Source organism: Rhodococcus sp. MPR-R1B, assembly GCF_058793255.1.
Genome location: NZ_JBXAFO010000008.1, coordinates 183259 through 200073, shown reverse-complemented (window position 1 = coordinate 200073; position 16815 = coordinate 183259). Strand labels below are relative to the sequence as shown.

Here is a 16815-nt window from a genome sequence, read left to right as displayed (position 1 = left end):
CGACACTAATGGACCAAGGCAAACTCACGCTGCCAGTAGTGCGGGTAGTCCCCATTCCTTGGCAAGCAGCTCGTACGAGCGCAGACGATCCTCGTGCCGATGGGTCACCCCGGTGATTACCAATTCGTCCGCTCCGGTGAGCTTCTGCAAACTGTCGAGCCTGTCGGCGACGGTAGACGGTGAACCGACGAACTGCGTGATCAGCCGATCCTCCACCACTGCTTTGTCGGCGTCGGAAAGTGGGAGCGCTGTCGCGGGATCGGGGTACGGGATGGCGCCGTGTCCGCTGCGAATGCTGTGCGTCCAGTGCCCGAACGTAGACGCCAACTCTCTCGCCGTCGCATCGTCTTCCGCAGCAACAACATCCGCGGAGACGACGACATACGGCTCCGACAGAACTGCCGACGGTCGGAATGCTGCACGGTATGCCTCGACGGCATCGAGCGTACTCGAGGGCGCCACATGGTAATTCGCACCGAACGGCAATCCGAGTCGTCCGGCGAGCTCGGCACTGGGGCCCGCACTGCTTCCGAACACCCACAGTTCGACGTCGGCATTCTCGCCGGGACTGGCGTGCAATTCGATGCCGTCGCGGGTTCTGTAGGTACCGTTCAGGAGCGAGCGTATGTCGTCGACCTGCTGCTCGAAATCGGGCGCCTGCGCGCCCGGAAACGCCAATGCCTCGAACGACGCCTGCAACCGCGGTGACGTGAGAAGACCGGTTGGATCGAAGGGTGCCGGGATCACGACGCCGTCGCGTACGACGTTCTCTCGCTTCGATTCTGGCGGCGCAGGCGTTCCGGCAGCGACGGCGCGAAGTGCCTCCACCCGACGCTGTCCGCTGCGCCCGATACCGAGATCGATACGACCCGGATACAACGCTTCGACGGTACCGAAGGCCTCGACCACCTGAGCCGCCGTGTTGTTGCCCAGCAGCACGGCGGCCGAGCCGACGCGAATGGTGTTGGTGGCGGCCGCGATCAGCCCGACAAGCACTGCTGGCGACGAAGAGGCAACGCCGACGAAGTGGTGTTCGGCGACCCAGTAACGCTTGTATCCCCACGCTTCGGCAGAACGAGCGAGGTCCAGCGAGTTCCGCAAAGCCTGGCGGGCCGTTCCGCCCTCACTGATCGGCGAGAGGTCGAGTACGGACAGCGGCGCGCTCACCTCGGTCCGCTTTCGGAGCGGGTGTCCGGTGTCTTCTCGCCGGCTTCCACCGCGAACGCCAGGCGGTTCTCGGCGGGGGCCACCGGGCACGTCGCGTAATCGGTGAACGCGCAGGGCAGGTTCGACGCCCGATTGAAATCGAGGACTACCGCGCCACCGGGTTCAGGTGCGCTCACGTGCAGCGAGCGTGCGGCCGGGTAGGTGGACACACCACTGGTCGCGTCGGTGAACAGGATGTGAAAGCCGTTGTCCTTGCCCGCGAACGCAATCAGCGTATACGTTGCACCGTCGTGTTCGAAGCTGATGGTTCCTAGGGCGTCGTGATGATGCTCGAGGCGCTCGACGACCGCGCCCGTCGTCACCGTGCGAGCCTCCTCGAAAGCTGTGAATACACCCTCGATGCGCCACTGCGGGTTCGGCTCGAAGGTCGGGATACCACTGAACTGCGCCAATGCCGGGGCCGACGAATCGTGGATCCGCAGAGCCACCTCGCCGGTGCGGCGGATGACCTCGACCAACCGTGCGCCCTGCTTGACGATCAGTCCCGGCGCCCCCTCGATCGGATTCAGAGTGGCCGAACCGTCCACGGCGACGCCGTCGATCGACAAGTCGTCTGCGGGCGTCGCGGTGACGACAACGGCATTCGCGTCGGCGCGCCATGCACCGGGCAGGTCCGCGAAGGTGGAATCGGTGTCCACCAGCCAATGCAACGCAGTCAGGCTCAGCCAGCCGAGGGGTTCGCCGAAGGTGGCGTCGCGCGAGGCGTGCCAGGCATTCCAATCGCCGGTGAAGGTACTGGTGGAAGTGTCGGTAACGGTCATGATGCGCGGACTCCTTCAGCCTGCTCGTGCGGGTGGCGCAGCCCGAGATGGCTGCGCAGGGTGGTTCCTGAGTACTCGGTCCGGAAACTGCCGCGGTCCTGAAGTTCCGGTACGACGGTGTCGATGAACTCGTCGAGGCCCGCGGGGGTGATGTGGGGAACGAGGATGAATCCGTCGCTTGCGTCGCCCTGGACGTAGCTGTCGATCTCGGCAGCGACCTCGGCGGCGCTACCCACGAACTGTTGGCGGGCAGTCACTTCGATGATGAGTTCACGGATGCTGAGGTTTTCGGCCTCGGCCTTGGCACGCCACTGATCTGCGACCGCTCGTGGATCCTTGACGTGGCGGACGCGTCCACGGGTGATGTTGACGTCGTCCGACGGATCTTCCTTCGGCAACGGGCCGTCGGCGTCGTACTGGGAAAGGTCTCTGCCCCAAACCTGTTCGAGAAAAGCGATGGCAGTCTGGGGTCCGACCTGCTGCCGCCGGATGTGATATGCCTTCTCCTGTGCGTCCGCGGCGTTGTCACCGAGGACGAAGGTGGCGGCGGGGAGAATCTTGAGGTCTGCGTGCGTGCGTCCGTACTTGGCCAAGCGTCCCTTCACGTCGGCGTAGAACGCCTTGCCTGCTTCGAGCGTTCCGTGCCCGGTGAAGATGGCATCGGCCTTGGCCGCGCCGAACTCGCGTCCTTCGTCGGAGTCACCGGCCTGCAACAGAACTGGGTGCCCCTGCGGACTCCGTGGAACTTCGAAGCGTCCGGCGATGTCGAACTGCTTACCGGAGTGCTGGAACTGGCCGACCTGCTGGTCGGTGGCGAAAACACCGCGCTCACGGTCGACGATCGGACGGTCGACGCTCCAGCTGTCCCACAGCGTCCGTACTGCGTCGACCAACTCGTTGGCGCGTGCATACCGCTCGGAATGCTCCAGATAGCCACCGCGGCGGAAGTTCTCGCCGGTGAAGGCGTCCGAGGAGGTGACCAGGTTCCAGGCGGCGCGGCCGTCGGAGAGATGATCGAGCGTCGAGAACTGCTTGGCCAACTCGTACGGTTCGTTGAACGTGGTGTTGATCGTCCCGGCCAGGCCGAGATGCGTTGTCACACCGGCAACCGCATTGAGAATGCTGAAGGTGTCCGGGCGACCGACTACGTCGAGGTCGTGAATTTTGCCCTGATGCTCGCGTAGGCGCAAACCCTCTGCGAGGAAGAAGAAGTCGAACAATCCGCGTTCGGCACTGCGGGCGAGATGCTCGAACGAGCTGAACTCGATCTGACTCTTGGACGCCGGATCGGTCCACACCGTGGTGTTGTTCACGCCGGGAAAGTGAGCGCCCAGATGGACTTGCTTGCGAATCCTGTTCTGTGTCATCGGTGTTCCTGTTCTCTACTCGCGCTACGCGAACTGATTGACGGGCAACTGGAAGCCCAACCGCTCGCGCAGCGTCGGGGCGGTACTCGGTCGCGGATTGAGAGTTGGCACTACGTCCGTCGCGATCTTCTCCACGGCGGCGGCCAGCGCCAGTGGACGCAGAACCACACCGTCGATCCCGGCGAGCCCACCGATCTCACGCAGCAGCGCAGTCAAACCCGCGCTGTCACCGCGATAGAACAGCGAGTGCGGGGCATACGGCGCTCCCGCCCATTCCTCGAGTTCCGCCAAAGCGTCGTCGGCGGCTCCGCGATCAGCGCCGAGAAGCACGTCGACGTCGAGGAGAACCCTGACGCTGCGCCCGAGGGCGGCGGCACTCGCGTGGACCAGCTTGGCCGTAGTTTTGGCCTCGGCGAGATCGGTTGCCGAGATCCGAATCAGATCTCCGCGCGCAACCGCGAGTTCGCGTGCCTCCGGCCTGCTCGCGTCGACGGCGATCAGCGGCTGCCCCTGCGGGGAGCGCGGCGTGATGGACGGCCCTTTGACGGAAAAGTTCTTTCCCTCGAAGTCGATGTAGTGCAGCTTGTCCCGATCGATGAATCGTCCGCTCGCAGCGTCACGTATCTCGGCGTCGTCCTCCCAGCTGTCCCACAGCCGACTGACCACCTCGACAGCCTCGGACGCTTCCTCCCACGCAGACTCGGGGCCCTGCACTGCCTTTCGGCCGAACAACGACGCCTGCTCAGCGGTGTCGGACACCGCGACCTGCCAGCCGGCCCGCCCCGCTGACGAGTAGTCGATACTCGCGACGGCCTTGGAGATGTGGAACGGCTCGGTGTGCGTGACTGTCGCAGTGGGGATCAGGCCGATACGCGAGGTCACAGCACTCAGCCGCGCCGCAGTTGCAACCGCCTCCAATCTGCCCCGCACTGCGTGCTGGCCCTCGGATTGCAGTCCGAACGAGTCAGGGAGGAACGCCAGATCCACCCCACCCCGATCCGCGGTGGCCACCAGGTCCACCCAGTACGACGGTGTGAACAGATCTTCGGCGCGTGAGTCCTCGCGTCGCCAGGAGTACGGATGAGCTCCGGTGCCCTCGAATTCGAGACCGACCAGGAATGCTCCGGAACTACGCTCGGACATGTTCGGCCTTTCGTGTCGAATGATCCCGCCCGGGGATCGCCTCGAGAAGTGTGCGTGTGTACTCGTTTCGGGGATTGTCGAAAATCTCGGTGGTAGTGCCGATTTCGAGCAATCGCCCGGCCTGCATGACGCCGACGACGTCGCTGATCTGGCGAACAACCGCAAGATCGTGGGAGATGAAGAGATAGGTCAGGCCCAGTTCGCGCTGCAACTCGTCGAGTAGCGCCAGAATCTGCGCTTGCACCGAGACGTCGAGAGCGGACACAGGTTCGTCGAGAACGAGCAGGTCCGGCTTCAAAGCGAGCGCACGAGCGATCGCCACCCGTTGACGCTGGCCGCCCGAGAGTTCGGCCGGTTTGCGGCTCAGGAACTGCTCGGGAAGTGCAACCTGATCGAGCAACTCTGCTGCACGACTCTGCTGCTGGCTGCGTCCACCAACCTTGAAGGCCCGCAGCGGCTCCGCAACGATGTCCTGGACGGACAATTTCGGGTCGAGTGATGCATAGGGGTTCTGATACACGAGCTGGATCCTTCGGCGCAGCTCACGCAGGTCGCTGCCCTTGACCTTCGTGATGTCCTGGCCGTCGAAGGTGATGGTGCCTGCGTCCGCCTGCTCCAATCGCACGACAATGCGTGCGGTGGTCGACTTGCCGGAGCCCGACTCCCCCACCAGCGACACCGTCTGACCCCTCGGAACAGTCAGCGACACTTCGTTCACCGCGGTGATCGAACTCCCGCGTCCGACGTTGAAGTGCTTGGTGATTCCCGTCAGGGTCAGCAGCGGGCTGGTGTCCTGACGGACCGGGCGAACGACTGGTCCCGAGGACAGGCTCGGCGCAGAGCTCAGAAGTTTCTTCGTGTACTCGTCTCGCGGGTTGTCCAGAATATCCGCGGTGCGGCCGGATTCGACGATCCTGCCGCCCTGCATCACCAGGATCCGGTCCGCGCGGTCTGCGGCCACACCCAGGTCGTGCGTGATCAGGAGCACGGCGGCACCGGATTCGGCAATCCGCTCGTCGAGATGGTCGAGAATGCGCCGTTGAACCGTGACGTCCAGAGCACTGGTCGGCTCGTCGGCGATTACGAGGGCCGGGTTCGCGACAAGCGCGATACCGATCAGAACGCGTTGCCGCATACCGCCGGAGAGCTCGTGCGGGTACTGGCGTGCTCGGATTTCCGGCCGGTCGATACCCGCGCGCTCGAGCACCTCGACGGCGTCCAACCGGGCTTTGCGACGGTCTGCGAGGCCGTGGATCCGGAGGACTTCTGCAACCTGGTCGCCGATCCTCGTCACCGGGTTGAGCGAGGTCGTCGGATCCTGCGGCACCAAACCGATACGCGCGCCGCGGATTCGCTGCCACGCACGGTCGGAATACGAGTCGATCTGTTCACCCTCGAACTCGACGGTCCCGCCGGTGACGTGGCCACTGCCGGCGAGCAGACCCAATATCGCGTGGGCCGTGGTCGACTTACCGGAACCCGATTCCCCGACCACCGCAACTACTTCGCCCCGACCGACGGTGAAGCTCACGCCGGATACCGCGGGCTCGGCGCCGTAGGCGATCTGTAAGTCGGTGACGGAAAGCAACTGTTCCTCGGTCGTGCTCATCGCCGGTTGTTCCTTTCGATCTCGTGGCCGATACGGTGTGCCGAGATGACCACGGCGACAATCGCGAGACCGGGAAGTGTGGTCATCCACCAGGCATTGGCGAGGAAATTACGTCCCTCGGATACCAGCGATCCCCATTCCGGGGTAGGCGGAACGGCGCCGAATCCCAAGAAGCTCAGAGCCGACACCGCCAGTACTGCCTGCCCGAACTCGACAGCGGACAGCGCGACCACCGGCGCGTAGGAGTTGGGAAGCACGTGCCGACGCAGGACACCGAGCCACTGCACACCCGAACTGAACGCGGCCTCGACGTACTGAGCTCCGCGCACCCGCATCACTTCGGCACGCATCACTCGCGCGAAATTGGCGACCATACTGACGCCGACAGCAATGGCGACGTTGATGGTGCCGAAGCCGAGTGCGGTCACCAGTGCCAACGAGAGCAGCAGCGCCGGAATGGACAGCAGCACGTCGACGATGCGCATCAGCACGGCGTCGACGACGCCACCGACAAAGCCCGCGAGCAAACCGATTATCGATCCCGCCACCAATGCGATTCCGACCGCCACCAAGGTTGCGGTCAGGGACAGCGCGGCGCCGTGCACGAACCGTGTGTACAGGTCACGACCGAGATTGTCGGTTCCGAACCAGTGAGCCAGGCTCGGGCCCTGCAGTTTGTCCGCCGGGACACCGGACAACGGATCGCCGCTGGCAAAGAATCCGGGTGCGACGGCAAAGCCGATGGCAAGCAACACGATCAACACCGGAATCACCAAGCCGGGCTTTCGGATCCAGCCGATGGCCGTGGACTTTCGGCGCGAAACAACAGGTGCCTTCGCCTCGACGGTCGGATCGAGGAGTAGGGGTTCGATCAATGTGTCAGACATGAGCCGGCTCCAGATCGGTCGAGCTTTCGGTATTCGACTTTTCGGTGTGACTCTTCTTCGTCTGGATGATCCGTGGATCTATCAAGGGGTAGAAGAGGTCGACCGCGAGGTTGACGAGCACGAACACGAGAGAGGCGAACACAACGACTCCCTGCACCACCGGGATGTCCTGCGCCATCACCGACGTCTGTGTCAGACGGCCGACGCCCGCGCGGGAGAACACCGTTTCCACAACCACCGAGCCCGCCAGCAGCGTGCCGACCAGCACACCGGCAATGGTGAATGCCGGAATGCTCGCCAGTCGCAACGCGTGACGGGTCTGCACGCGCCAACGGCTTGCGCCCTTGGCGTACGCAGTCTCCACGTGCGGCGAACGTAGCGTCGACTGCAGGCTGGTCGTGAGCACCTGCGCGATCACCGCGCCGGTCGGGATCGCCAAGGTGATCGCCGGAAGAATCACCGTTGCGAATCCCTTGTCTCCGAAAGCGGGGAAGATGTGCAGACGGAACGAGAACAGCTGCAGAAGAATCAGGCCAACCCAGAAGGTAGGCACCGCCACACCCAGCGGCGGCAGCGAGAACAACAGATTCGCGAGCCACCGCTTGCGGGTGTAGGTAGCGAAGAACGCGATCGCCACTCCGAACAACACGGCCAGAACCAAAGCGGTGGTTGCCAAGACCAGAGTGCTCGGCAGCGCCGAGAAGATGGCATCCGTCACCGACTGACCGGTGGAGATGGACGTACCGAAATCGCCGCGAAGAGCATTCGTCAGCGACGTCCAGTACTGCACCCACACCGACTGGTCCAAGCCGTACCGTGCCCGAAGCTGATCGAGCGCAGCCTGATCCACTGCAACACCCTGACCGGACGAGTCGGCAGCCATGCTGACGGGATCACTCGGCAGGAGGAACAGAATCACGAACGAGATGGTGAAGGCGGCCCACAGAACCACTGCGGCCTGGCCCAGTCGGGTGAGTACGTATCGAGTCATGATTACTTACCCGACAACCATGCGTCGTAGAACTGCAGGCGCGAGGAGGCTTCGAAGTTCAGGTCCTGCACACTCGATCCGGCGCCGATGGCCTGCGAGAGCTCGATGGTGGGGATGGAGAGTCCACGGTCGAGGATCAATTCCTGTGCGGTGGATACCAGTTCGCCGCGTTGGCCGTTGTCCGTGGCTGCAAGCTGGTCTGTGAGTACCTTGTCGAGCTCCGGATCTGCGCCGCGACGGTTCAGGTTGCGGCCTTCGGTGCTGAACGATGCCCGCAAGATGTCGGCGTCCGCGCGAGTGCTGTTGTAATACAGCGAATCGTAATCACCCGATACTCCCTTCTCGGTCCATTCACCGTTCGAGACCAAGTTGAGCTGCAGGTCGACGCCGACCTTCTTGAGCTGCTGCTGCACGAGCTCGAGGATGGCCTGGTTACCCGAGAACACCGGACTGAAGGTGACGCTGAAAGTGAGCTTCTGCCCGTCCTTCTCGCGGATACCGTCGCTGCCGGTCTTCCAACCAGCCGCGTCGAGGAGTTTCGCCGACTTGTCGGCGTCGTACGTCACGACACTGGATTCGTCGCTGTAGAGCGGAGTGGTGTGAGCCAGCGGGCTCGTGGCCGGGAAGAACGACGGATCCAGAACGGTGTCGACGAGTTCTTGGCGGTTGATCGCGGGAATGATGGCCTGACGAACAGCCTGATCAGCGAGAACGCCGCGACTGACGTTGGGCTGGAAGAAGAAGCTCACACCCGGGTTCGGCCTTGTGAGGATTCGTCCACCCGCGCCCTCGATTTGCGGCGCATCCTGCGGAAGCGCATCGCTGACCGCATCGAGCTGGCCGGAGGCCACGCTGCCCGCCCGCACACCGGATTCGGGAACCACCGTGAAGTCGACGCCGTCGAGGTACGCCTCGCCCTGATGCGCGACCGCATCCGAGGCCCAGTTGTATCCCGCACGCTTGGCGATCTTGACGCTCTTGTCCTGCTGCCAGTCGGTGTACACGAACGGTCCGGAGGCGATCACCGCTGCACCGGGGCAGCGCTGCTCGGATGCCAGCGCGGTGGTGGAATCGGCGAGGATTCCGAGCTGTGGCGTCGAAGTTGCTTGCAGGAACTGAACATTGGGTCCGGAGAAATTGATCTTCGCCGTGTGAGCATCTACGACGTCGGTACCGGTGTACGAGGACAGGTAACTCTTCGCCAACGACGCGTTCGGTCCCAGGTTCTTGACCGAGTCGAAGGTCTTCTTCACCGAATCCGCCGTCACCGGTGTGCCGTCACTGAAGGTGGCGTCGTCGCGAAGGACGAACGTGAAGCTAGCGGCGTCGGGGCTGATCTCCCAACTCTTGGCGAGCCACGGGGTGATCTCTCCGGTGTCGGGATTTTGATCGGTAAGCGAATCCACCACTGTCCGAGTGACATACACGGTCTGGTTACTGCCGGCCTGGGCCGGATCGGCGCACGTCGGCGCCTGCGACAGACCGTAGCGAAGGGTTCCGCCGGACTGGGCGGGGCCTGCGTCGGCAGCACTGTCACTCCCGCTGCTGCAGCCGGCGAGGACGGTGCCGAGAACCGAGACAGCACCGATACCGGCGATTACGGTCGCGCGTTTGCGGGCACCGAATGAGGGCGAAGACACCAAGAACTCCTAAAGAGGCATGCCGAAGAGCGCACCCGTCGCCTGAGACGAAAAAGGCGATCGAGCACGAATCACTTGTGAGAGAAGAGAAAACAGACTTGTCGACGACTCGCCTGAGTGTGAATGACTGACCGAGAGGTCAGTTGGTACAGAAAGATCCCGCGGTGCGGCACAGGTCTACGTGACGACGCGACCAGGCGGTATCGAAACCGCCTTCGACTGCCTTCATTTCGTGTTCCTCCATCGGTCCTGGCGGTAGCACCCGCACCCGATCACTCGGGGGGTTGCTGCGACTTCAATGAGCCAGGTCTCTCGGTCGCTCTGGATGGTCGTTCGCAAGTGTACGAGGTCAAACCCGGGTGTTGTCAACCCGGTCGGTAGGAATTGCTGCTCGAGTCACATTTTCGAGCACCCGAAGTTGTTTCTCGAACGGGTGGACGCCCACCTCTTCGGGCGAGAGTGAAGCGTCGTAAAGCGGTGTGTATCCACTGGACAGATACAGCGCGACGGCCTCCGGCTGCCGAGGACCCGTCGTGAGAAACACACGGTTGTATCCACGAAGTTCGATCTCTCGTTCCAACTCGCGAACGACGGCCTTGCCGAGGCCGCGCTTCCGATAGTCGACCGACGTCCAGATTCTCTTCAGTTCGGCAGTGGTGGAATCGAATTGACGAAACGCACCACCGGCGATCGGCAGACCGTCGTGGGTGAGCACCAGAAGCGCACCCTGCGGGTAGGCAAATTCTTCTGCCGGATACGTCGTGAGATCATCGAGCATCGCTTCGCGAGTCCCGCCGTAACGCGAACTGTATTCGAGTGCCAACTCCGCGATCAGTGGAGCTGCCAAGGGATCGTCCTGCGATACCGAATAGACCTCTACCGCTCCGACACCCTCAAGCTGTCGAGTACCGAGCTCCAGTGCCACAACACTTTCCTCCATGAATCTGGTCAACGCTCCCCCAGCCTGAAAACTTCCGGAGCGAGGGTGGTTCCGTCGACGAGGTCCGCCACAAGTTCACCCAAGGCCGGACCGAACTTGAACCCGTGCCCCGAGAATCCCGCCGCCACCGTGACGGCGCCGACTCGGTCGATGACGAAGTTACTGTCCGGCGTGCTCGTGTACAGGCACGTGATCGACTCGACACGGGTGGAATCGACGCCGGGCAACCACGACTCGGCGTACTGGGCCAATCGCCGCTCTCCGTCGACGTCAGGGGTGTAGTCACGGGTCTGCGGAGTCACCACCGGCCCGGTCGCGTGTTCGCCGATCTTGATCCCGTCCTCGGAACCGAGCCCGTAGATCCCCGCGGTCTCCAATTCTGCGCCGGTGTGGTGAACGAAACTCGGCCACTCGACTCCGGGATCGAGCGGTGCGAAGTGTGCTGGTTGTTCCTGTGTCGTGCGCAGTGTCGGCAATACGATCTCGGAGCCGAGACCGCTGTCTGCGATCAGATCTGCAGTCCACGCACCGGCCGCGATCACGGCCTGACGAGCTGCGAGCGTTCCACTGTCCGTCACCACGTCCACGCCGTAGGACGCCCGCGCGAGTGCCAACACCCGAACATCGTGACGGACCTCGGCGCCCGCAAACACCGCTCCTGCCTTCAGAGCGGTCACGGCGCGGTCCGCGTGCAACCGGCCTGCGTCGGGATGATGGAGCACCGTGGTGTCGAATCGCAGCCCCGGCCAACGGGCGGACGCCTCGGCAGGAGTGAGGATCTCACCCTTGATGCCCGCCTCGCGAAGTATCTTCGCCTTGGACTGCACTGCCTGCGGCAGGCCGTGATCAACGGCACCGGTGAGTTCCAGGAACCCGACGTCCGTCGTGGTCTCCAACTCCCGCCACAGCGGCAGCGCGCCGGCCGCCAAACCTGTGTACAGGTGATTGTCGTACGCCTGCCGATAGATACGCGAAGTACCGTGCGACGCACCGTGCTTGTGACTCGGCCCGAACTGTTCCAGCTGAACTACGCTACGTCCGCGTGCCGCGAGCCGCCATGCGGCGGAGGACCCGACGAGTCCTCCGCCGATGACGATCACATCGAGAATCTCACTCATGGACGAGAGCTCACTTGGTCTTCGGAAGGCCGGGCGGGTTGATCAGGGATGTGTCGACGGCTTCGCTGGTGATGTTCCAGCGCTCGAGGATCTGCTGGTACGTGCCGTTCTCGATCGTGTGGTTGATCGCGTCGTTGATCGCCTTGATCAGGCCGTTGTCCTTCTTCACCAGCACCGCGATCTGCCCCTGCAGGGTGTCGCCGGCCCCGGAGAACTCACCGACAACCTCGGTCTCCCCCGACTGCTTGGCGTGGAACTGCGACGACGGGTTCGGGCCGAAGTAGGCGTCGATCCGGCCGGACTGCAGCGGGAGGTAGTAGTCGGTGGTGTTCTGGTAGTAAGAGATGTCGGTAGGCGCCAGGCCGGCCGCGACGTTCTGCTCACTCCACTTGACCAGCAGCGCTTCCTGATTGGTGCCCGAGGAGACGGCGATCTTCTTGCCCGCGACGTCCTTGGGTTCCTTGATGGAGATTCCGGCACCCTTCTTGGCTTCGAAGGCGAGGGTGTCGAGACGGTAGGTCGCGAAGTCGTACTTCTCCTTACGCTCTTCTGTGACAGTCACATTGGAGAGGAAGGCGTCGGCCTCACCGGAGTCGATCCGGACGAAGTTCTGTGCCCAATCTGCTGTCTGCAGGTCGACCTTCAAGCCGAGAACGTCACCGATCAGATAGGCGAAGTCGGTCTCGGAACCGATGAGGGTGGTGTCGTCGTCGGCGTAGAAACGGAGCGGCGGAGCGGAACCGGCACTACCGGTGACGCGCAGCGTGCCACGATCGCGGATGTCCTGAGGTAGCTCGGCGGCGATGGAATCCACCTTGTCGGTGGTGATGCGGTTCTGATCGGCCGTGAGGTTGTAACCCGCAGCAGCGGTGACCTGGGCGCCGTCGGACTCGGCGTCCGCGCTGCTGCATGCAGCGCTGAGCAATCCGACGGTGGCAAGCGCCGAGATCAGAAAAGTCGCGCGACGGGATGTGGAGAACATCAATTTTTCCTTCCGGGAATGAGTCTGGGTCGCGTCAGAGGACGCGGGAGAGAAAGGCTTTGGTCCGTTCGTGGACCGGATTGTCGATCACCTGCGAAGGCGGGCCCTGTTCGACGATGACGCCGCCGTCCATGAAGACCGCAGTGTCCGCCACTTCCCGAGCAAATCCGACCTCGTGTGTGACGATCACCAAGGTGGCGCCGTCACGGGCCAGCTGAGCGAGGACTTCGAGAACCTCGCCCACCAGTTCCGGGTCGAGCGCCGACGTCGGCTCGTCGAAGAGAATGACCGCCGGCCGCAGTGCCAGCGCTCGCGCTATCGCGACGCGCTGTTGCTGGCCACCGGAGAGTTGGCGGGGATACTCGTCCGCCTTGTCCCCCACTCCCACTCGCTCGAGCAGTGCGCGGGCCTCGCGGTACACCTCGTCACGATCACGCTTCTGGGCCGAGAGCGGCGCTTCCACCACGTTTTCCAACGCGGTCAGGTGCGGAAACAGGTTGAAGTTCTGGAACACGAATCCGATGTGCGAACGCTGTTTCAGGATCTCGCGGTCACGCAGTTCGTGGAGCCGATTTCCCTTGCGCCGGTATCCGATCAGTTCTCCGTCGATCCGTACGGTCCCGCGGTCGACCTTCTCGAGGTGATTGAGGGTGCGCAGCAAGGTGGACTTACCGGAACCCGACGGACCGAGAATGACGGTCACTTCGCCCTTGCGGACCAGGAGATCAACGCCGGCAAGTACTTCCAGCGTGCCGAAGGACTTGTGAATTCCGCGCGCTTCGACGGCATACACCGTCTCTTCGGCCAGTTCTGCGGTCATCGGGTCGCACCTCGCGGAATATCGAGACGCGCATCGCGAATCTCTTCGAACTTCTTGCGCGCCTTCTGTACCGGAGTCAACGGAAGAGCACGGGCGGATCCTCGTGCATAGTGGCGCTCCACGTAGTACTGACCGATCGAGAGCAACGTCGTGAGGATGATGTACCAGATCGTGGCGACCATCAGCAGGGGCACGACTCGTCCGTTGCGTCCGAAGATGACCTGCACCTGGTAGAACAGTTCGGCGATTGCCATGGTGGAGACGATCGACGTTCCCTTGAAGAGTCCGATGACCTCGTTGGCGGCGTTGGGGAGGATCGCCCGCATTGCCTGCGGGAGAACGATCTTGAAGAACTGGCGACTGCGCGGAATGCCGAGCGAGTGAGCAGCTTCGATCTGACCGTGATCCACCGAGATGATTCCGGAGCGAATGATCTCGGCCGAGTATGCAGCCTGGTGCAGCGCCAAACCGATGACTGCTGCGGTGAATCCGCCGATCACACCGCTGACCTGGAAGGTGAAGAACTCGGGACCGAAAGGTATTCCGAGAGAAAGCGTCTGGTACAGGTATGTGATGTTGAACCAGAAGAGCAGCTGCACGATGAGTGGAATCGAGCGGAAGGCCCAGATGTAGGTCCAAGCGATCACCTGCAGGACCGGGTTTTTCGACAACCGACCGAGTGCCAGGAAAACACCGAGACCGAATCCGAGGATCGTCCCCCACAGCGTCAGTTTGATCGTCATCCACAGCGCGGCGAGCACTGATTTCGCGGTGAAGTACTGCGCGAAGGTCGGCCAGTCCCAGCCGGGGTTGACGACGAGTCCGTGGATGAACTGAGCAAGCAGGACCAGCACGACCGCACTGATCACCCAGCGCAGCGGGTGCCAGGTGCGAGCGACGACAAGCTCCGAGTCGGGAAGTTGCGACTCGGACACCGACTTTTCGGGGCGGACATCGGTGGGCGCGCTCACGGCGCGCTACCTGACGGAGTGGACATCACGAATAGACCTTTCGGGGAAATGGGAACGCAGCTGTGTCCTCGAGTTGGTGCGCTCGAGTTGCGAAGACGACGAGAGTTCGGTCATCGACAGTGACACGAAGCGGTGCGGCACAGATCGATGTGACGTCGCTTGTGCGCAGCGTGCGAAGTGGTAACCATGTGATGCCTTCCATCGGTCCTGGCGGTAGCACCCGCTCCCGATCACTCGGGGGGTTGCTGCGACGTCGACGAGCCAGGTCTCTCGGTCGCTCTGGATGGTGAGCAAAGACTAGACCCGAAATGTCGAGTCGTCAAATGTTGTATTTCCCTGCACTGCAAGGGAAATGAAGGGTCCACGATGTTGAAATCGCATTGATTCCAACGGTGTCCGCAGCCGCGTTCGGCGTGTTGAATGGAGCGTTCGAATGAAGACCGGGACCGCCGTCCGGACTGACTTTTCCTCTGCCGTACCGTCTGCGGAGTGAGTGGACTCGACGCTTTCTTCATCTTGTTGGCCGGTATCGGCGCGGGCGCGATCAACGCCGTGGTCGGCAGTGGAACGCTGATCACGTTCCCGACGCTGGTCGCCTTCGGCATGCCGCCCGTGACCGCAACCATGTCCAACGCGGTCGGGCTCGTCGCCGGCGGAGTTTCGGGTACCTGGGGCTACCGACGTGAGCTGTCCGGACAGTGGGATCGACTGAAGTGGCAGATTCCGGCGTCACTCGCCGGGGCACTACTCGGTTCGTGGTTGCTCATGCATCTACCCGAGAAACTGTTCGAGACCATCGTTCCGGTGCTGCTGGTCCTCGCTCTCGCGCTCGTCCTCCTCCAACCACGCATCCAGGCGTGGGCCAAGAAGCGTTCCACCGAAGAAACGACGCTGTCCACCAAGAGGCTGATGCTCCTGACCGCCGGCACTTTTGCAGTCGGCATCTACGGCGGGTACTTCACTGCCGCGCAGGGCATCCTTCTCATCGGTGTGATGGGTGCCATCCTCCCGGAAACCCTCCAGCGCATGAACGGCGCGAAGAACCTGCTGTCGCTGCTCGTCAACATCGTTGCAGCAGGGATGTACATCACTCTGGCATTCGATCAGATCAATTGGGCAGCAGCCGGTTTGATCGCCGTCGGCTCACTCGGTGGTGGCGTTCTCGGTGCCCGCTACGGACGGCGCCTGTCCCCCACTGCATTGCGCTACACGATTGTCGTCGTCGGCCTGATCGGACTGTGGCGCCTTCTCGCTTGACCGCCCACATCGGGCGCCACCCGCACATACTGGAGTAATGACCAGTACAGAAGATCAGACCGGTTGGACCTACCTCATGGACATGGACGGGGTTCTCGTCCACGAGGAGCACTTGATACCTGGAGCGGACACGTTCCTGGCAGAGCTGGCGTCGAACGACATCCCGTACATGGTGCTCACCAACAACTCCATCCGCACCCCGCGTGACCTGCGAGCACGCCTGCTCAATTCGGGACTCGACATCCCGGAGAAGTCGATCTGGACGTCAGCGCTCGCAACCGCGACGTTCCTGGCCAACCAGCGGCCGGGCGGCAGCGCCTACGTGGTCGGCGAATCGGGCCTGACCACCGCCCTGCACGACATCGGTTACGTCCTGACGGACAGCGACCCCGACTACGTCGTCCTCGGCGAGACGCGAACGTACTCCTTCGAGGCAATCACCACCGCCATTCGCCTGGTCGAGCGTGGATCGCGGTTCATCGCCACCAACCCGGACGCCACTGGACCGTCGCGAGACGGCTCGCTGCCGGCCACCGGCTCGGTCGCGGCACTCATCACCAAAGCGACCGGACGCGATCCCTACTACGTCGGCAAGCCCAACGCCTTGATGATGCGCTCAGCCCTGCGGTCCATCGGCGCTCATTCCGCCAATACGTTGATGATCGGCGATCGCATGGATACCGACATCGTCTGTGGCCTCGAAGCCGGACTGCAGACGATTCTGGTGATGACCGGGATCTCGACCCGCGCGTCGGTAGAGCTCTATCCCTACCGCCCGACCATCGTCCTCGAGTCGGTCGCCGATCTTGTGGGAACAACAACCGATCCATTCCGTAGCAACACAAACAATTGATTCAAATTGCAAAACAAAACCGAAACTCGGTAATTAACTGGTAAAAAACAGCAGATTTGCCAGGTTCCGACTCGTCCGCTTTGTCCAACTGAACAAACCAACGGTTTTATTCGCACCAAACTTACAAACGAGTAGTTAGACGCAGGTCAAAGATCATTTCGACACCGAGTGACAGTTGGACTCCAGTCGTAAAATTGATTTTTCGAAAAGTGGTAACGAATCGTTTGCCGTGTCTGATACTCATGTCTG

General features: G+C 62.7%; 17 protein-coding genes and 2 riboswitches. Of the genes, 2 read left to right on the top strand and 15 right to left on the bottom strand.

Annotation, left to right across the window (positions count from 1 at the left end):
* Positions 1-24: 24 nt before the first annotated feature.
* The 15 genes from AC1Q61_RS14070 to AC1Q61_RS14000 all read right to left on the bottom strand — a co-directional run bounded on the left by AC1Q61_RS14070 (position 25) and on the right by AC1Q61_RS14000 (position 14644).
* Positions 25-1167, bottom strand: a complete 1143-nt coding sequence (locus tag AC1Q61_RS14070) for an LLM class flavin-dependent oxidoreductase (RefSeq protein WP_042925890.1) — start codon at positions 1165-1167, stop codon at positions 25-27.
* Positions 1164-1988, bottom strand: a complete 825-nt coding sequence (locus AC1Q61_RS14065; protein WP_042925888.1) for a DUF1684 domain-containing protein — start codon at positions 1986-1988, stop codon at positions 1164-1166. The genes AC1Q61_RS14070 and AC1Q61_RS14065 overlap by 4 nt, the downstream gene beginning before the upstream one ends.
* Positions 1985-3355: an NtaA/DmoA family FMN-dependent monooxygenase gene (locus AC1Q61_RS14060; protein WP_042925886.1), complete on the bottom strand. Its 1371-nt coding sequence runs from the start codon at positions 3353-3355 to the stop codon at positions 1985-1987. The genes AC1Q61_RS14065 and AC1Q61_RS14060 overlap by 4 nt, the downstream gene beginning before the upstream one ends.
* A gap of 24 nt (positions 3356-3379) precedes the next feature.
* Positions 3380-4498 carry an LLM class flavin-dependent oxidoreductase gene (locus tag AC1Q61_RS14055; RefSeq protein ID WP_042925883.1) on the bottom strand — a complete coding sequence of 373 codons (1119 nt, stop codon included), beginning with the start codon at positions 4496-4498 and terminating at the stop codon, positions 3380-3382.
* Positions 4485-6107, bottom strand: a complete 1623-nt coding sequence (locus AC1Q61_RS14050) for a dipeptide ABC transporter ATP-binding protein (RefSeq protein WP_042925881.1) — start codon at positions 6105-6107, stop codon at positions 4485-4487. Before AC1Q61_RS14050 ends, AC1Q61_RS14055 begins: the two co-directional genes overlap by 14 nt.
* The gene (locus tag AC1Q61_RS14045; RefSeq protein ID WP_042925872.1) at positions 6104-6994 is read right to left on the bottom strand and encodes an ABC transporter permease; all 891 of its coding nucleotides are present in this window, start codon (positions 6992-6994) and stop codon (positions 6104-6106) included. The genes AC1Q61_RS14050 and AC1Q61_RS14045 overlap by 4 nt, the downstream gene beginning before the upstream one ends.
* Positions 6987-7985, bottom strand: coding sequence for an ABC transporter permease (locus AC1Q61_RS14040; protein WP_003944382.1), 999 nt, complete (start codon positions 7983-7985; stop codon positions 6987-6989). Before AC1Q61_RS14040 ends, AC1Q61_RS14045 begins: the two co-directional genes overlap by 8 nt.
* 2 nt (positions 7986-7987) lie before the next feature.
* Positions 7988-9625, bottom strand: coding sequence for an ABC transporter substrate-binding protein (locus tag AC1Q61_RS14035; protein WP_003944291.1), 1638 nt, complete (start codon positions 9623-9625; stop codon positions 7988-7990).
* A 139-nt stretch (positions 9626-9764) separates the two neighbouring features.
* Positions 9765-9854, bottom strand: a complete 90-nt coding sequence (locus tag AC1Q61_RS14030) for a putative leader peptide (protein WP_310504006.1) — start codon at positions 9852-9854, stop codon at positions 9765-9767.
* Positions 9855-9862: 8 nt separating this feature from the next.
* Positions 9863-9957, bottom strand: a riboswitch (SAM riboswitch).
* A gap of 17 nt (positions 9958-9974) precedes the next feature.
* A complete protein-coding gene (locus AC1Q61_RS14025; RefSeq protein ID WP_042925869.1) occupies positions 9975-10565 on the bottom strand; it encodes a GNAT family N-acetyltransferase in 591 nt (196 codons plus the stop codon).
* 8 nt (positions 10566-10573) lie between these two features.
* Positions 10574-11683: an FAD-dependent oxidoreductase gene (locus AC1Q61_RS14020; RefSeq protein ID WP_215515723.1), complete on the bottom strand. Its 1110-nt coding sequence runs from the start codon at positions 11681-11683 to the stop codon at positions 10574-10576.
* A gap of 10 nt (positions 11684-11693) precedes the next feature.
* Positions 11694-12665: an ABC transporter substrate-binding protein gene (locus AC1Q61_RS14015; RefSeq protein WP_007726832.1), complete on the bottom strand. Its 972-nt coding sequence runs from the start codon at positions 12663-12665 to the stop codon at positions 11694-11696.
* A gap of 34 nt (positions 12666-12699) precedes the next feature.
* Positions 12700-13485, bottom strand: a complete 786-nt coding sequence (locus AC1Q61_RS14010; protein WP_020968833.1) for an amino acid ABC transporter ATP-binding protein — start codon at positions 13483-13485, stop codon at positions 12700-12702.
* Entirely contained in the window at positions 13482-14456 is a 975-nt protein-coding gene (locus tag AC1Q61_RS14005; protein WP_003944440.1) for an amino acid ABC transporter permease, read from the bottom strand. Before AC1Q61_RS14005 ends, AC1Q61_RS14010 begins: the two co-directional genes overlap by 4 nt.
* Before the next feature lie 110 nt (positions 14457-14566).
* Positions 14567-14644: a putative leader peptide gene (locus AC1Q61_RS14000; protein WP_374195723.1), complete on the bottom strand. Its 78-nt coding sequence runs from the start codon at positions 14642-14644 to the stop codon at positions 14567-14569.
* A gap of 7 nt (positions 14645-14651) precedes the next feature.
* Positions 14652-14746: riboswitch (SAM riboswitch) on the bottom strand.
* A gap of 199 nt (positions 14747-14945) precedes the next feature.
* Here AC1Q61_RS14000 and AC1Q61_RS13995 point away from each other — a divergent pair.
* Together AC1Q61_RS13995 and AC1Q61_RS13990 are read left to right on the top strand one after the other, a co-directional pair.
* The gene (locus AC1Q61_RS13995; protein ID WP_003944404.1) at positions 14946-15713 is read left to right on the top strand and encodes a sulfite exporter TauE/SafE family protein; all 768 of its coding nucleotides are present in this window, start codon (positions 14946-14948) and stop codon (positions 15711-15713) included.
* Between the two features lie 37 nt (positions 15714-15750).
* Positions 15751-16566, top strand: a complete 816-nt coding sequence (locus AC1Q61_RS13990) for an HAD-IIA family hydrolase (protein ID WP_003944345.1) — start codon at positions 15751-15753, stop codon at positions 16564-16566.
* Positions 16567-16815: the final 249 nt, after the last annotated feature.

Bases quoted from the DNA above. Each gene is read 5' to 3' on its own strand.
- AC1Q61_RS14065 (WP_042925888.1), bottom strand. From the start codon at position 1,988: ATGACCGTTACCGACACTTCCACCAGTACCTTCACCGGCGATTGGAAT.
- AC1Q61_RS14020 (WP_215515723.1), bottom strand. From the start codon at position 11,683: ATGAGTGAGATTCTCGATGTGATCGTCATCGGCGGAGGACTCGTCGGG.
- AC1Q61_RS14060 (WP_042925886.1), bottom strand. From the start codon at position 3,355: ATGACACAGAACAGGATTCGCAAGCAAGTCCATCTGGGCGCTCACTTT.
- AC1Q61_RS14010 (WP_020968833.1), bottom strand. From the start codon at position 13,485: ATGACCGCAGAACTGGCCGAAGAGACGGTGTATGCCGTCGAAGCGCGC.
- AC1Q61_RS14015 (WP_007726832.1), bottom strand. From the start codon at position 12,665: ATGTTCTCCACATCCCGTCGCGCGACTTTTCTGATCTCGGCGCTTGCC.
- AC1Q61_RS14040 (WP_003944382.1), bottom strand. From the start codon at position 7,985: ATGACTCGATACGTACTCACCCGACTGGGCCAGGCCGCAGTGGTTCTG.
- AC1Q61_RS14030 (WP_310504006.1), bottom strand. From the start codon at position 9,854: ATGAAGGCAGTCGAAGGCGGTTTCGATACCGCCTGGTCGCGTCGTCAC.
- AC1Q61_RS14050 (WP_042925881.1), bottom strand. From the start codon at position 6,107: ATGAGCACGACCGAGGAACAGTTGCTTTCCGTCACCGACTTACAGATC.
- AC1Q61_RS14045 (WP_042925872.1), bottom strand. From the start codon at position 6,994: ATGTCTGACACATTGATCGAACCCCTACTCCTCGATCCGACCGTCGAG.
- AC1Q61_RS13990 (WP_003944345.1), top strand. From the start codon at position 15,751: ATGACCAGTACAGAAGATCAGACCGGTTGGACCTACCTCATGGACATG.
- AC1Q61_RS14055 (WP_042925883.1), bottom strand. From the start codon at position 4,498: ATGTCCGAGCGTAGTTCCGGAGCATTCCTGGTCGGTCTCGAATTCGAG.
- AC1Q61_RS14000 (WP_374195723.1), bottom strand. From the start codon at position 14,644: ATGGTTACCACTTCGCACGCTGCGCACAAGCGACGTCACATCGATCTG.
- AC1Q61_RS14025 (WP_042925869.1), bottom strand. From the start codon at position 10,565: ATGGAGGAAAGTGTTGTGGCACTGGAGCTCGGTACTCGACAGCTTGAG.